Annotated in this window: 13 protein-coding genes; 7 read left to right on the forward strand and 6 right to left on the reverse strand. The window is 61.0% G+C overall.

The genetic code is table 11. The features are described 5' to 3' along the window. Positions 1-28 precede the first annotated feature (28 nt). The gene (locus HX875_RS12925) at positions 29-991 is read right to left on the reverse strand and encodes a 2-hydroxyacid dehydrogenase (protein WP_218171919.1); all 963 of its coding nucleotides are present in this window, start codon (positions 989-991) and stop codon (positions 29-31) included. An 87-nt stretch (positions 992-1,078) separates the two neighbouring features. Here HX875_RS12925 and HX875_RS12930 point away from each other — a divergent pair, with 87 nt between their 5' ends. The 5 genes from HX875_RS12930 to HX875_RS12950 all read left to right on the forward strand — a co-directional run bounded on the left by HX875_RS12930 (position 1,079) and on the right by HX875_RS12950 (position 10,159). Beyond that, on the forward strand, positions 1,079-1,711 hold the full coding sequence (locus HX875_RS12930) for a LysE family translocator (protein ID WP_076014406.1): 633 nt from the start codon (positions 1,079-1,081) through the stop codon (positions 1,709-1,711). A 131-nt stretch (positions 1,712-1,842) separates the two neighbouring features. Further along, complete coding sequence (locus HX875_RS12935) at positions 1,843-3,525, forward strand: fatty acid--CoA ligase (protein WP_177043463.1); 1,683 nt, start codon at positions 1,843-1,845, stop codon at positions 3,523-3,525. Positions 3,526-3,855: 330 nt separating this feature from the next. Further along, positions 3,856-5,739, forward strand: a complete 1,884-nt coding sequence (locus tag HX875_RS12940) for a DUF1302 domain-containing protein (protein ID WP_177043464.1) — start codon at positions 3,856-3,858, stop codon at positions 5,737-5,739. A 43-nt stretch (positions 5,740-5,782) separates the two neighbouring features. Further along, complete coding sequence (locus HX875_RS12945) at positions 5,783-7,147, forward strand: DUF1329 domain-containing protein (protein ID WP_177043465.1); 1,365 nt, start codon at positions 5,783-5,785, stop codon at positions 7,145-7,147. Between the two features lie 282 nt (positions 7,148-7,429). After that, positions 7,430-10,159: a LuxR C-terminal-related transcriptional regulator gene (locus HX875_RS12950; RefSeq protein WP_177043466.1), complete on the forward strand. Its 2,730-nt coding sequence runs from the start codon at positions 7,430-7,432 to the stop codon at positions 10,157-10,159. A gap of 9 nt (positions 10,160-10,168) precedes the next feature. Here HX875_RS12950 and HX875_RS12955 read toward each other — a convergent pair whose 3' ends face one another. From HX875_RS12955 to HX875_RS12975, 5 genes are read right to left on the reverse strand one after another with little or no spacing between them, the layout of a single operon-like run. After that, entirely contained in the window at positions 10,169-10,513 is a 345-nt protein-coding gene (locus HX875_RS12955) for a hypothetical protein (RefSeq protein WP_177043467.1), read from the reverse strand. Positions 10,514-10,536: 23 nt separating this feature from the next. Beyond that, a complete protein-coding gene (locus HX875_RS12960; RefSeq protein ID WP_177043468.1) occupies positions 10,537-11,091 on the reverse strand; it encodes a PqiC family protein in 555 nt (184 codons plus the stop codon). 17 nt (positions 11,092-11,108) lie between these two features. Then, positions 11,109-12,764, reverse strand: a complete 1,656-nt coding sequence (locus tag HX875_RS12965; protein ID WP_177043469.1) for a PqiB family protein — start codon at positions 12,762-12,764, stop codon at positions 11,109-11,111. Further along, a complete protein-coding gene (locus tag HX875_RS12970) occupies positions 12,745-13,389 on the reverse strand; it encodes a paraquat-inducible protein A (RefSeq protein ID WP_177043470.1) in 645 nt (214 codons plus the stop codon). Before HX875_RS12970 ends, HX875_RS12965 begins: the two co-directional genes overlap by 20 nt. Next, positions 13,386-13,982, reverse strand: a complete 597-nt coding sequence (locus tag HX875_RS12975) for a paraquat-inducible protein A (RefSeq protein ID WP_177043471.1) — start codon at positions 13,980-13,982, stop codon at positions 13,386-13,388. Before HX875_RS12975 ends, HX875_RS12970 begins: the two co-directional genes overlap by 4 nt. A 169-nt stretch (positions 13,983-14,151) precedes the next feature. Between HX875_RS12975 and HX875_RS12980 the strand changes: the two genes are divergently transcribed. Then, positions 14,152-14,796 (forward strand): MBL fold metallo-hydrolase, encoded by a 645-nt coding sequence (locus tag HX875_RS12980; RefSeq protein ID WP_177043472.1) that lies wholly within the window; start codon positions 14,152-14,154, stop codon positions 14,794-14,796. Between the two features lie 218 nt (positions 14,797-15,014). Beyond that, positions 15,015-15,785, forward strand: coding sequence for an OmpA family protein (locus tag HX875_RS12985; RefSeq protein ID WP_177043473.1), 771 nt, complete (start codon positions 15,015-15,017; stop codon positions 15,783-15,785). Positions 15,786-15,829 lie beyond the last annotated feature (44 nt).

Consider the following 15,829-nt stretch of genomic DNA (forward strand, 5'->3'; position numbering starts at 1 on the left):
TCTGCTCCTTGAAAAGGGGCGCAGTTTATCAACTGACGACCCGCAGCGGGGCGCCGCTGAAAAAGCCCTGGGCGTTTTCGATCAATTGGCCGACGATCCGCTGCCGCGCCTCGCGGCTGCCCCACGCATTGTGTGGCGTGACGATCAGGCGCGGAATGTCGCCGGCCAGCAGCGGGTTGCCGTTCACTGGCGGTTCCACGCTCAATACGTCGGTCGCCGCGCCGCCCAGATGACCGCTGCGCAAGGCATCAGCCAGTGCCTGTTCGTTGATCAAACCACCGCGGGCGGTGTTGACGATAAACGCGCCGGGCTTGAGCAGCGCCAGTTCGCGGGCACCGATAAAATCGCGGGTGTGTTCGTTGAGCGGGCAGTGCAAGGTCAGCGCGTCGACCTGTGCCAGCAACTCGTCCAGCGGCACGCGATCGGCACGGGCAGGGCGTCCCGGGATGGCGCCGAGGATCACCCGCATGCCAAACGCTTCAGCCAGGCGCGCAACGGCACCGCCCAATTCCCCATGGCCCAGCAGGCCGAGGGTTTTGCCTTCCAGTTCGACGATCGGATAGTCCAGCAGGCAGAACTGCTTGGCTTGTTGCCAGAGCCCAGCGTTTACATCCCGCTGATAGTCGTTCAGGCGTGTCGCCAGGTTGAGCAGCAGCATGATCGTGTGCTGCGCCACCGACGGCGTGCCGTAACCCTGGCAATTGCTCACGGTAACGCCGTGGGCGCGCGCGGCGGCGAGGTCGACGTTGTTGGTGCCGGTGGCGGTCACCAGGATCAGCTTCAGTTCGGGGCAGGCCGCCAGGGTCTCTGCATTCAGCGCGATCTTGTTGCTGATGGCCACCTGTGCGCCTTGCAGGCGTTCTACAACGTTCTGCGGGGTGGTCTGCTGGTGCAGGCTCAGTTCGCTGAAGGTGGCCTGCAACCCGCTGAGGTCCAGGTCCCCGAGGTCCAGGGAAGGGTGATCAAGGAAGACGGCGCGACGATTGTTCATTATCAACTGTACCTTTTGCGACGAGGTTCGAAGGCGTAATCTGCCGAGCCTATCAGATGAAATAATCAGTTACTTCCTGGAGTGTGCATGTACCTCACCGAGTTCTTGACCGTGGCACTGATTCACCTGTTGGCGGTGGCCAGCCCTGGCCCGGATTTCGCCGTGGTGGTACGTGAAAGCGTGACCCATGGCCGGCGCGCCGGCACCTGGACGGCACTGGGCGTCGGCTCGGCGATTTTCCTGCACGTGGGGTATTCGCTGCTGGGCATCGGCCTGATCGTGTCCCAGTCCATCGTGTTGTTCAACGCGCTGAAGTGGGCGGCGGCGGCCTACCTGCTGTACATCGGCTTCAAGGCCTTGCGCGCCCAGCCGGCCAAGCCTGCCAGTGAAGAAGACCTGCACCTTGAAGTGGGCGAGCGCACCGCGCGCGGCGCTTTTACGTCGGGGTTTGTCACCAACGGCTTGAACCCCAAGGCCACGTTGTTCTTCCTGTCGCTGTTTACCGTGGTGATCAATCCCCACACGCCGCTGGCGGTCCAGGCCGGTTACGGCGTGTACCTGGCCGTGGCTACCGCGATCTGGTTCTGCCTGGTGGCCATGCTGTTCAGCCAGCAGCGCGTACGCGCCGGTTTTGCACGCATGGGCCACTGGTTCGACCGCACCATGGGCGCGGTGCTGATTGCTATCGGGGTGAAGCTGGCGTTTACCAGCATGAAATAAGCCGGATGCTGGCGCAAAGCTAGCATTCATTGGGTTCTGCAAATCATTCCTTTGGCTGATTTGGCTGAAACATAAGCGCTCTACAGTGCAGATGTTTCAGCCAAGACCGTGCAGTCAGATAAGGGATTCGTATGTTGCAGACTCGTGTTATCCCGCCCGCCGAAGGCGCCTACCAATACCCGCTGTTGATCAAACGCCTGTTGATGTCCGGGACACGCTACGAGAAGACCCGGGAAATCGTCTACCGCGACCAGTTGCGTTATACCTATCCGACCCTGATCGAGCGCGTCGCCCGCCTGGCCAATGTGCTGACCGAAGCCGGGGTCAAGGCCGGTGATACCGTGGCCGTGATGGACTGGGACAGCCATCGTTACCTGGAATGCATGTTCGCCATCCCGATGATCGGCGCGGTGATCCATACCATCAACGTGCGCCTGTCGCCGGAACAGATTCTCTACACCATGAACCACGCCCAGGACCGCTTTGTGCTGGTCAACAGTGAGTTTGTGGGCCTCTACCAGGCCATCGCCGGCCACCTGACTACCGTCGAGAAAACCCTGCTGCTGACCGACGGCGCGGAAAAAACCGCCGAGCTGCCCAACCTTGTGGGTGAGTACGAAACGTTACTGGCGGCGGCAAGCCCGCGGTATGACTTCCAGGATTTCGACGAAAACTCCGTCGCCACCACCTTCTACACCACTGGCACTACGGGCAATCCCAAAGGCGTGTATTTCACCCATCGTCAACTGGTGCTGCACACCATGGGTGTGGCGACCATCATGGGCAGCGTCGACAGCGTGCGCCTGCTGGGCACCAACGACGTCTACATGCCGATCACCCCGATGTTCCATGTGCACGCTTGGGGCCTGCCGTATGTGGCTACCATGCTTGGCCTGAAGCAGGTCTATCCCGGTCGCTACGACCCCGAATACCTGGTGGAGCTGTGGCGCAAGGAGAAGGTCACGTTCTCCCATTGCGTGCCCACCATCCTGCAGATGGTGCTTAACGCCAAGGCCGGCCAGGGCGTGGATTTCAAAGGCTGGAAAATCGTCATCGGCGGCAGCGCCCTCAATCGTTCGCTGTATGAAGCGTCCAAGGCCCGCGGGATTCAGCTGACGGCCGCGTACGGCATGTCCGAGACCGGGCCGTTGGTATCTTGCGCGCACCTCAATGAAGAGTTGATGGCCGGCACCGAAGACGAACGCACCACCTACCGCATCAAGGCCGGCGTGCCCGGGCCGTTGGTGGAGGCGGCGATCATCGACGGCGACGGCAACTTCCTGCCGGCCGACGGTGAGTCCCAGGGCGAGTTGGTACTGCGCGCCCCGTGGCTCAGCGAAGGCTATTTCAACGAGCCGGAAAAGGGCGCGGAGTTGTGGGCCGGCGGCTGGATGCACACCGGTGACGTGGCCACCCTCGACGCCTTTGGCGTGATCGATATCCGCGACCGCATCAAGGACGTGATCAAGACCGGCGGCGAGTGGATATCCTCCCTGGCGCTGGAGGACCTGGTCAGCCGCCACCCGGCGGTACGCGAAGTAGCGGTGGTGGGGATTGCCGATCCGCAGTGGGGCGAGCGCCCGTTTGCATTGCTGGTGGTGCGTGATGGCCATGTGATAGGGGCCAAGGAGCTGAAGGAGCATCTCAAGCCGTTCGTGGAACTGGGCCACTTGAGCAAATGGGCGATTCCAAGCCAGATCGCCGTTGTTACGGAAATTCCCAAGACCAGCGTCGGCAAGCTCGACAAAAAACGTATCCGTGTCGACATCATTGAATGGCAGGCCAACAACAGCACCTTCCTTTCGACACTCTGACGCCGCTTGCCGTGCCCTCTCGGGCACGGCAGCGCTCTAGTTCAAGCCTTCACTTGTGATTTGCCAATTTTCAGCCATCCTTCTCGCGCTGGCCTTCGCCAGCATGGCGAAAGGACTGTGGCAGACGGGTTGGTGATGCAAATCACACTTTAGAGGGATCAAGCGGTACCCCCTGCTGGCTATAGTCCATCCCAGAGTTTTTCAAGGTGCGGTGCTGTGAGCCTGGCGGGTTCATGTGTTCACCCGGCATTGGAATCGTTGTATTCCGGCCGTTACAAGCCCTTAGAAACGACTCACTGCCATAACAATAATGCACATGGAGTAGCGTCGATGATCTCAGCACACCAGTTCTGGCGCCGGGCGAAACTGCCTTTGGCCGTCAGCCTCGCCTCTACGCTCGCCGGGCCTGCATTCGGCGTCAGTTTCAACATCGGTGAAATCGAAGGCAGCTTTGACTCGTCCCTGTCGGTCGGGGCCAGTTGGTCGACGGCGGGTCGCAACAAAGACCTGATTGGCGTCAACAACGGCGGCAAGGGGTTGTCGCAAACCTCTGATGACGGTCACCTGAACTTTGACAAGGGCGACTCCTTCTCGAAGATCTTCAAGGGTATCCATGACCTCGAGTTGAAATACGGCGACACCGGCGTGTTTGTCCGGGGCAAGTACTGGTATGACTTCAAGCTCAAAGACGACGACCTCGACTTCAAGAACATCAGCGACAACAACCGCCCGACAGGCGCCCGCTCTTCCGGCGGGCAGATTCTCGACGCCTTCGTCTACCACAACTACGCGATTGGCGATGAGCCGGGTTCCGTGCGGTTGGGCAAGCAGGTCGTGAGCTGGGGCGAGAGCACTTTCATTGGTGGCGGTATCAACGCCATCAACCCGATCGACGTGGCCGCGTTCCGTCGCCCGGGGGCCGAGATCAAGGAAGGCCTGATTCCGGTCAACATGTTCTACCTGTCTCAGACCTTGACCGACAACCTGTCGGCCGAAGGCTTTTATCAGATTGGTTGGGACAAGACCGTTACGGACAACTGCGGCACATTTTTCTCGCAGCCAGACATTGTTACCACCGGCTGTAACGACAACTTGCGGGTGCTGAACAAGCGCTCGACGATTCCGGTTCCAGGGCTCACGTTGCCGCTGCTCGCAAGAAACGGGGTAGATGTAAACAACGAGGGTGTACTGGTACGCCGTGGACCGAACGACAATGCACGGGATAGCGGCCAGTTTGGTGTGGCCCTGCACTACAACTTTGAGCCGCTTGATACCGAGTTCGGCGCGTATTTCATGAACTATCACAGCCGTGCACCGATATTCAGTGCACATGGTGCTCCGCAGTCGGTTTATGACGGCATCAGGGCGGGTGGGCTAGGACCTTTTGGTGCGCTTGCGCCGTTGGTTGTGGCGGGGAACTCCAACTACTTTATTGATTACCCTGAAGACATTCGTCTCTACGGTTTGAGTTTCTCCACCACCTTGCCTACCGGTACGGCGTGGAGCGGTGAATTGAGCTATCGGCCGAATGCGCCGGTGCAGTTGAACTCTACCGACATCCTGTATGCCGGCGTGGTGCCTTTGGGCGGGCCGCTGCTGGGCAACGCCTCGCTGTTGAAAGGGGTTCCGGGGCAGGACCTGGATGGCTACCGCCGCAAGGAAATCACCCAACTGCAAACCACGTTCACCCACTTCTTCGACCAGGTCATGGGCGCCAGCCGTCTGACGCTGGTGGGCGAAATCGGCATGACCTATGTGGGGGGGCTGGAGAGTAAGTCCAAAGTTCGCTACGGACGGGACCCGGTGTTTGGTCCTGGTACCCTGCCTAACGGCGCGTGCCCTGCGCTCAATAACTCCACTGCCCAGGGCGCTGGCCTGCCTAACGCCAATGGCCTGAATACCAACTGCAACAATGACGGCTTCACCACGGCGACTTCCTGGGGCTACCGCGGCCGGGCGATCTGGGAATACCCGGACGTCTTTGCCGGTGTAAACCTCAAGCCCAACGTCGCCTGGTCCCATGACGTCAAAGGTTACTCACCTGGCCCTGGCGGCAACTTCGAGGAAGGCCGCAAGGCGGTCAGCCTCGGACTGGATGCTGAATACCAGAACACCTACACCGCGAGTCTGAACTACACCAACTTCTTCGGTGGTGACTTCAGCACCGTGGACGACCGCGACTTTGTCGCCTTAAGCGTTGGCGTGAACTTCTAAGCACACTCTCTTTAAGCAGTATGTTTTAAGGAAGAACCAGAACATGAAAATAACTAAAAATCTGTTGCAGGTGGGTGTGCTGGGGCTGTCGATCATGGCGAGCAGCGTCATGGCGGCAGTCTCGGCGGATGAAGCCGCCAAGCTGGGCACGACCCTGACGCCGATGGGCGCTGAAATGGCCGGCAACGCGGCCGGCACCATCCCTAAATGGTCGCCATTGCCAACCAACGCTGGTGCCGTGGATGCCCGTGGCTTCCTGGCCAACCCGTACGCCAGCGAGCAACCGCAGTTCACCATCACCGCGCAGAACGTCGAGCAGTACAAGGACAAACTGGCGCCGGGGCAGTACGCGATGTTCAAGCGCTACCCGGACACCTTCAAGATGCCGGTCTACCCGACCCATCGCGGTGCCACCGTGCCGGCTGATGTGTTCGCTGCCATCAAGAAAAACGCCACCAGCACCAACCTGGTGTCCGGCGGCAACGGCCTGGAAAACTTCGAAACCGCCGTACCGTTCCCGATTCCGAAAAGCGGCGTGGAAGTCATCTGGAACCACATCACCCGCTATCGCGGCGGCAGCGTGACCCGCCTGGTGACCCAGGCCACGCCGCAGACCAACGGCTCGTTCAGCCTGGTGTACTTCCGCGACCAGTTCGTGTTCCGCGACAAGATGAAGGACTACGACCCGAAAAACCCGGGCAACATCCTGTTCTACTTCAAACAGCAAGTGACCGCGCCGGCACGTCTGGCCGGTGGTGTGTTGCTGGTGCACGAAACCCTCGACCAGGTGAAAGAACCGCGTTCGGCGTGGGTTTACAACGCCGGCCAGCGCCGTGTGCGCCGGGCGCCGCAAGTGTCGTATGACGGCCCGGGTACTGCCGCCGACGGCCTGCGTACCTCCGACAACCTCGACATGTTCAACGGTGCACCGGACCGCTACGACTGGAAACTGGAAGGCAAGAAGGAACTGTACATCGCCGAAAACAGCTACAAGCTCGACGATCCGAAGCTCAAGTATGTCGACATCATCAAGGCCGGCCACATCAACCAGGACCTGGCTCGCTACGAGCTGCGTCGTGTGTGGCATGTGGTTGCAACCCTGAAGGAAGGCCAGCGCCACATCTACGCCAAGCGTGACTTCTTCATCGACGAAGACACCTGGCAGGCCGCGGTCATCGACCACTACGACGGTCGTGGCCAACTGTGGCGCGTGGCTGAAGCCCATGCCGAGAACTACTACGACAAGCAAGTACCGTGGTACGCCCTCGAAACCCTTTACGACCTGCAGTCCGGCCGCTACCTGGCACTGGGCATGAAGAACGAAGAGAAACAGGCTTATGACTTTGGCTTCACCGCCACCACCAGCGACTTCACCCCGGCGGCCCTGCGCCAGGATGGTGTTCGCTAACGTGCTGTAAACGAGGCCGCATCCTCGAATGTGGGAGCCGGGCTTGCCCGCGATGGCGGTGTGTCAGTCAACGGATGTATCGACTGACACACCGCCATCGCGGGCAAGCCCGGCTCCCACCTTTTATTTGGGGCGTTTGGAATATTTGAGCCAGGTCCGCCGGATATTTTTTGTTGTAGTCTTTTTCAGACATTTGTTGCAAAGATCTACAAAGCTGCCGCTTTTACCGCTAGTCTGCGGACATCTGCAATGCCGACAACAGCCTTCTACAAGAGCCCGGCGATGACTGATCTGTCCCGAATTCAAGGGCCTGCCAGCGCGGTAATTCCGACCCTGGAAGGTCGCTTCTATCGACCCCCACTGCCTGACGGCTATGTGTTGCGACCGCGCCTGTGCGAACGGCTGAGTGAAGGGTTGGCCGGGCGTCTGTTGCTGGTAAGCGCCCCCGCCGGGTTCGGCAAGAGTTCGCTGGCGGTGGAGTTCTGCCAGAGCCTGCCGGCCCACTGGCAAAGCCTGTGGTTGGGGCTCAGCCCCCGCGATAACGATCCGGGACGTTTCCTTGAGCGCCTGCTCGACGGCTTGCAGCAATACTTTCCGCAGTTGGGCGCCCAGTCCCTGGGCTTGCTGAAAATGCGCCAGCGGCATCAACCCTTTGCGTTTGAAGAGTGGCTCGACGGCCTGCTGGATGAACTGACGGTGCACTTGTCCACCCAGTCGCCGCTGTTGCTGGTGCTGGATGACTACCATCTGGCGCAAGGCCCGGTACTCGACCGCTGCCTGCAATTTTTCCTTAATCATCTGCCCGACGGCCTGCTGGTGCTGGTCACCAGCCGCCAGCGCCCGGACTGGCACCTGGCGCGCCTGCGCCTGTCCCGGCATTTGCTGGAACTGCACGAGCAGGATTTGCGCCTGACCCATGCCGAATCCCTGGCCCTGCTGGACCGCCACAGCAGTTCATTGCGTGGCGAAGCCCTGGATAACCTGATCCGGCGCAGTGAAGGCTGGGTGGCCGGCCTGCGTTTCTGGCTGCTGGCGGCTTCCGAGGCCGGCAGCGAAGGCGCGCTGCCCCAGGGTCTGCACGGCGGGGAAGGGCTGATCCGCGATTACCTTTTGGAAGAGGTCATCGACTGCCTGCCCCCTGAAGTCCAGGCGTTTCTCTACGACACCGCCTCCCAGGAGCGCTTTTGCAGCGAACTGTGCGATGCCGTGCGCGAAGCTCACGACAGCACGGAAATCCTGCGCTACCTGCAAGCCCACCAGGTATTCCTGGTGCCGCTGGACGAGCAGGGCCATTGGTACCGTTATCACCATCTGTTTTCCGACCTGCTGCGCACCCGTCGTGCGAGCAATGCCGTATTGCCGGCGGCCAGCCTGCACCTGCGGGCCTGTCGCTGGTTCAATGCGCAAGGCTTGATCGACGAGGCGGTGGAGCAGGCGCTGCGTGCGGGCCACCTGGATGTGGCGGCAAACCTGGTGCAGAACCTTTCCGAAGAACAACTGCTGGCGGAGCAAAACGTCGGCATGCTGCTGCGCTGGAAAATGGACTTGCCCGACAGCCTGTTGATGAGCACGCCACGCCTGATCGTGCTCTACAGCTGGGCCTTGGGGCTTGCCTGCCAACTGGACGCTGCGCAGGAACTGGCCAGCCACCTCAGCCGATTCTTGCCGGCGCCTTCGGCCACCGCGCAAAAGTCGATGCTGGCCCAGTGGCTGGCCCTCAGCGGGATCATCGCCCGGGGCCGTGGCGATCGGGAGCGGACCCAACTGTATTGCAGCGAAGCCCTGGAAAGCCTGCCCCACAAGCGTTATGGCCAGCGGTTGATGTGCCTGTCGACCCTGTCCAACCTGGCCATCGTCGATGCCGACCTGTGGCGCGCCCGTGGCCTGAACCGCGAATCCCTGGAACTGGCGCAGCGGGTCGGCAATCCGTTGTTCGAGGCATTGGCCCATTACGACCGCGCACGGGTGTTGCAGGCCCGCGGCGAGATCCTGCGCTCCCTGGATGAAGTGCGCCAGGGCCTGCAACGCTTGCAAGGCCTGGCGCCGCAAAGGCTGTACGCCGTGCGTGCCCGCCTGGCGTTGTATGAGGGCTACCTGCTGCTGATGCGCTGCCAGCCCGAGGCCGGGCTGGCTCGCCTGCGCTCAGGGTTGACCGAGGCGCGGGCCTGCCGGGATATCAGCGTGCTGATCGGCCATTGCGTGATCGCCAGCTTCGAAGGCCGCCGTGGCGACTTCCCGATGGCCTTTGCCGAGCTGGCCGAGGCTGAGCGCTTGATGCACATCTGGGACGTGCCGCCGATTTTCTACCTGGCGATGATCACCCTGGTCAAATGCGAACTGTGGCTGGCCCAGGGTCGCACCGACTTGGCCGACGCCTGGCTGACGCGCCTGGGGCAAACCTATAACGGCGAACACGCTGCGGCTGCGCCGGAGTTTCACCCGCACCTGCCGCAACATATCGAGCTGCAACAGGCGGCGCTTGAAGCCATCCGTCATCAACCGGCGGCCTCGCTGCACCGGCTCGACGAGCTGGCTCGCCAGGCCCATAACAGCGGCCGGCAGATGATCAGCCTCATGGCGTTGACCCAGCAGGCATTGCTATTGCTGGACGGAGGCCAGGAAACGCTGGCCCGTGCGGTGTTCGTTCGGGCGCTTGAAGCCGCGGCGGGTGGCGCGATGCAACCTTTCCAGCGCCTGCTGGAGCGCTATCCGGACTGGGCGCGGGAGCAGCTTTCGCGCGATCCCCATGGCCTGCTGAACCAGAGCCTGCTGGCACTCTTGCCGCAAGTGGCGGTGATTGAAAACCCCCATACCCTTGAGACCCTGAGCACCCGCGAACTGGCGGTGCTGCATCTGATTGCCCAAGGCTGCTCTAACCAGGAGATCAGCAATCAGCTGTTCATCTCCCTGCATACCGTGAAAACCCACGCCAGCCATATCAACAGCAAGCTGGGGGTGGAACGGCGCACCCAGGCAGTGGCACGGGCCCAGGAAATGGGATTGTTGGGTTAGGCGCCTCGATCAATGGGATCGAAAACCCCAGACGATTTCCACCACCCGTTCCGCCACCATCACATACACCAGGATAAGCAGCAGTTGCAGGACCAAGTGATAACGAAGCTTGGCGAGCCTGCGGATTCCGTCGCTGACATTCAGCACCATCAGCGCGCTTGAAACCACGATCAAGCCCCATCCGGCCACACTGGACGCCAGGAAGCCGAGGAACAGCTCATGTTTCCCGGCCAGTGCGTTGGTACCTGCGGCAAACAGCAACGCACACACCAGCAGGTTCTTCACGTTATCGAAGACCTGGGTGCTGAAATCATTTTCCAGCAACTGCAAATACCACTTCCAGAATGTGCGCATGTCTCAATCCCTTGGATCAATGTTTACTGCGCTGCAGGGCATTCACTCGATGACGTGTCGGCGACCTGGCTGAGCAGTGCGGCAAACCGTTTGACGTTGTTTTGTTGTGCAATCACCAGGTCATCAATGGTCGGCCCCGAGGGCGACTGCACCACCGTACGGCACGTCAGCGGCCTGCGTTCGTCGGTGCCCGTCTGACGAAGTCGCCATTTGACGTCGAGCAGGGCGTACTGCCCGGGGATCGAGTCAAAGCGCTGCACTTCAATGCGCACCGCGAGGTTTTTCCGGTGACTGGCAAGTTGATCCACCAGCGCGCTGCGCAACTCATCCACCAGGCTGGCGGCCCACCATTGCGTCTCAAGGATGGCCACGCCGCTGTCGCCCTGGCGGATGACAATCTGCGGTCGGTCGACCTGGGGCGGCACGGTGATGCTTTCAATGCGAATCTCACCCCCTGCAGCCAGTGACGCCGCGCTGCGCTGCACCGGGGTCAGGGTGTGAAATTGGATCGGCTCGCTGCGGCAGGCCGCAAGCAACAGCAACCCGGTGATCAGCGTGATCTTCAGCGGGAAAGCCATGGTGGTTGCTCCTGTGGTCATTTGCGCGGCGGCCCTTGCAGGTCCGATGGCGCAGCGTTGTCGGGGCGACCGCGAATCAGCGATTCGGGATGGCGTGCCAGGTAATCCGAGAGCTCTCGCAGGGAGCGCGACATGCGGCTCAGTTCATCCAGGGTCTGGGTCAACTGTTCCCGTTGCGGGGAATCCTCGGCCAGGGTCGAACTGGCGGACTGCAAGGTTTTACTCACGTCGGCCAGGGTGTTCTGCACGCCGGGCAGTGTCTTCGCGTTGAACTGGCCCAGGCCTTTACGCAGTTCCACCAGGCTGCCGTCCAGGTTGCCGGCAATTCGCTCGATGGGCAGTTGGTTGATCTTGTTGACGATGCCTTCGAGTTTTTCCTGCAGTTGCTCCAGGTTGCCGGGAATGGTCGGAATACTCACGGGGCGCTGGTTCGGGTCGAACACGACTTTGTCTGCCTTCGGGAAGAAGTCCAGGGCGATGTAAAGCTGGCCGGTGAGCAGGTTGCCGCTGCGGGCCTGGGCGCGCAGGCCGTGCTCGATGAAGCTGCCCATCAGGCGCACGCCGCCGGCTTCGTCGTTGGGGTCATGCTTCAAGACGGTGAGCATTTTGGTGTTGGCTTCGCCGAGGCGCTGTGGGTAGATCACGATGCCGACGTTGACCGGGAAGCTGCGTTTTTTCTCGTCGAAATCCAGGTTGATCGATACCACCTTGCCGAACTCGATTCCCAGGAACTCCACCGGCGCGCCCACCGTGAGCCCCCGCAAGGCCTGATCGAAACGCAGGTTCAGGTATTGCGCCTTGCCATTGGGCGGGGCCAGCGCGGTTTGCTGGTCGGCGAACAGTTCATAGGAGTGTTCTTCGTCGGCCGGCTTGTCGTTGGGGCTGTAGGGCGGGGCGATGAAGGCGATGCCGCCCACCAGCATCGAGGACAAGGATTCGGTTTTCAGTGCAAACCCGTTGGCGCCTACACTCACGTCGATCCCGCTGGCATTCCAGAAGCGAGTGTTCTCGGTGACGTAGGCGTCATTCGGCGCGTGTACGAACACGTCGATGTTCACGCCTTTGCCGTCGGCGTCCAGGGCATAGGCCACTACCTGGCCAACCGGGATCTTGCGGTAATAGACGGGGGAGCCGATATCCAGTGAGCCCAAGTCCTGGGTATGCAGTGTGAAGCGCTTGCCAGGCTCGCCATAGGTAATGGGCGGCGGGTTTTCCAGGCCGGTGAACTGGGTGGCGCGGGTATCGGACTGGCCGATGTCGGCACCGATGTAATCCCCGGAGAGCAGCGTGTCGATGCCGGAAACGCCCCCTGCGCCGATACGCGGGCGAACCACCCAGAACTGCGAGTCTTCACGGGTGAAGCTTTCGGCCTGTTTGGACAGTTTGATGGTGGCGTTGACGCTTTTCTGGTCGCCGCTCAACTCCACGTCAGTCACCTGGCCGATCACCACGTTGCGGTATTTGACGTCGGTCTTGTTGGCGGTCAGGCCGCTGCCGGTCTTGAAGGTAATGGTAATGCTCGGCCCTTGCTGAAGGATGCTGTGCACCACCAGCGAAATGCCCACCAGCACCGCGACAATCGGCACGATCCACACCAGCGACACGCTGAAGCGCCGTGTCTTGATCGCGGGTTGGCCCGCAGGCCCCGGTTTGTCAGTGGTTTGCGACGCCATCCGGCATCTCCTCGTTGTGTGGGTTTTCCCAGATCAGGCGCGGATCGAAACTCATTGCCGACAGCATGGTAAATACGACCACCAGGCCAAAGAATAAAATCCCCAGGCGCGGCTCGATGGTGCCCAGGGCCTGGAACCGCACCAGGGCGGCTACCAGCGCCACCACGATCACATCCAGCATCGACCAGTAGCCGATGACCTCGACGAAACGAAACAGCTTCGAGCGCTCCTTGCGTGCCCACTGGTTATTGCGTTGTACGCTGACCAGCAGCAGCGTCAGCGCCACGAACTTGATACCCGGCACCGCGATGCTGGCGATGAAAATGATCAGGGCGATGTCCCATGCGCCGTGCTGCCAGAACTCCAGCACGCCACTCATGATGGTGCTGTCGGCGCCCGAGCCGAGCATCGTGGTATTCATCACGGGCAGCAAATTGGCGGGCACGTAAAACGCCAGCGCCGTGAGCATGTAGGCCCAGGTGCGGGTCAGCGAATGGGTCTTGCGCCGATGCAGCGGCGCGCCGCAACGCTCGCATTCGTCAGGGCTCTCGCTCACGTCGCAGGCCTGGCCGCAGCTGTGGCACAGGCACAGGTTCAGCTCGCTGGCGGTCGGTGGACGGCTCATAGAATGTCCCACAGGTCGCGAATATCACGCCCGGCAATGCGGATCAGCAACAGGCTGAGGGCGGCCAGGGCAAACAGTCCGGTGCCGGGCAATACATCCAGCATGCCCGCGAGTTTGAACACCGCCACCATGGCGCCGAGCAGGCAGACTTCCAGCATGCTCCAGGGGCGCAGGGCTTCCAGCCAGCGCATGCACAGCTTGAACGCTGGCGAGCGTTGGCCTTTCATCGCGAAGCTCAACACCCAGATCAACAGCAGCAGTTGGAATACCGGCGCGATGATGATGGAAATCGCGGCCACCAGCGCGATGAAGGTAATCGGGCCCTGGGCCAGCGCCACCACTGAATCCCATAAGGTCGCGCTGCTTTTCAGGCCTTGCAGGCTGATGCTCATCACCGGGTAAAAGTTGGCAAAAACCCACAGCACGGCGGCGGTCAGGGTCAGGGCCAGGCGTTGTTCCACCGACAGCCCGTTGTAGCGCTGGAGCACGCCTGCGCAGCGGGTGCAGAGGGTCTTCTGATGTTTGGCGAGCGTGACTTTTTCATACACGCAATCGCAGTGTTCGCAGATGATCAATGGGCTGAGGGTCGCCATGAGTCCCACTCCAAGCGCTCTAGGTTGCGCGTTGTATGACGGGCGCCAGAGTAGCTTAGCAGTTGGCGGGTTTGATACTCGTGCGCTTTCGGATCGGGCGCATCGTCGAACATACTGTGCGCCAGGATGCAGTACAAAAGAGTGTGCCTTTGAATTTGCAGGAATGCCCATGAATATTCAGTCCCCCGCGCTGATCCGCGAAACCTTCCCGGTCGGCCCGTTGCAGTGCAATTGCACGATTATCGGTGACCCGGTCACCAAAAAAGCCATCGTCGTCGACCCGGGTGGCAACCATGAGTTGATCCTGGCGCGGCTCGAGGCGCTGGGCCTGAAAGTGGTCAGCATCATTCACACCCATGCCCATCTCGATCATTTCCTGGCCTCCGGGCAGTTGAAGGAAAAGACCGGCGCCACGTTGCACTTGCACAAGGAAGACCAGTTTCTGTGGGACAACCTGGAAATGCAGTGCCAGATGTTTCGTGTGCCGTACACACCCGTGCCGTCGCCGGATCGCTGGTTGGAGGATGAAGAAGAACTGGCCTGTGGCTGTGGCGTGGCGTTGCACACACCTGGACACACTCCCGGCTCGATGAGTTTCTGGTTCGCCGATGCCAAGCTGCTGATTGCCGGCGACACCCTGTTTCGGCGTGGCGTGGGGCGTACGGATTTGTGGGGCGGTGACCAGGCGACCATCGTGCGCTCGATCAAGCAACGGCTCTACACCCTGGATGAGGCGGCGGTAGTGGTGGCCGGGCACGGTCCGGACACGCGCCTGGGAGATGAAATGCGTGAGAATCCGTTTGTAAGGGCGTGAAGCAAAAACCGGGTATTTTTTCGGATACCAAGTGGCGACTATCAGACGAACCTTATAGAGAAAATGACAATTACCGTTCAGGAAGTCTCTGCTAGGGTTTCACTGTGCACAGCGTTGGCCGGGCATGGAATTTTTACCGTTTGTCGTGTTCCAAGCTCGGCACAGGTCCATTGCCAATGTCCTCTGCATCACAGAATGCAAAAGTAGGAGCTTCCTTCATGTTCACTTCTCGTCGTCTGCTTGTTGTCGCTACTGCCGTAGCCCTGTTGTCGGGCTGCGCTTCACCTAATCCTTATGACGGCAGCCAGGCACAGGGTGGTGGCTCTTCGGGTGTGAGCAACACCGCCAAGTACGGTGGCCTGGGTGCCCTGGCCGGTGCTTTGGCGGGGGCTGCCATCGACCACAACAACCGCGGCAAGGGTGCGCTGATCGGCGCTGCCGTTGCGGGCCTGGGCGGCGCAGGTTATGGCTACTACGCTGACCAGCAGGAAAAGAAACTGCGCGAAAGCATGGCCAATACCGGGGTTGAGGTGCAGCGCCAGGGTGATCAGATCAAGCTGATCATGCCGGGTAACATCACCTTCGCCACCAACTCGGACGCGATCTCCAGCAGCTTCTACACGCCGCTGAACAACCTGGCGAACTCCCTCAAGCAGTTCAACCAGAACACCATCCAGATCGTTGGCTATACCGACAGCACCGGTACCCGTCAGCTCAACATGGACCTGTCCCAGCGTCGTGCGCAAAGCGTGGCCAATTACCTGACGTCCCAAGGTGTGAGCCCGACCAACCTGAGTGCTCGCGGTGCCGGCCCGGATAACCCGATCGCCAGCAACGCCGACGTCAATGGCCGTGCCCAGAACCGTCGTGTAGAGGTCAACCTTGGCCCGATCCCTGGTCAGCAATACGGTCAGCCAGGCGCCCAGCAGCAACAGGCGCCGCAGCAGAACAACCAGTTCCAGGGCAACCCGTACCAGCAGTACCAGTAATCGCCAGCCAATAAAAAGGGCGCCGTGCAGTCAATGCACGGCGC

This window comes from Pseudomonas yamanorum (assembly GCF_013386765.1).
GTDB classification, from domain to species: Bacteria; Pseudomonadota; Gammaproteobacteria; order Pseudomonadales; family Pseudomonadaceae; genus Aquipseudomonas; species Aquipseudomonas yamanorum_A.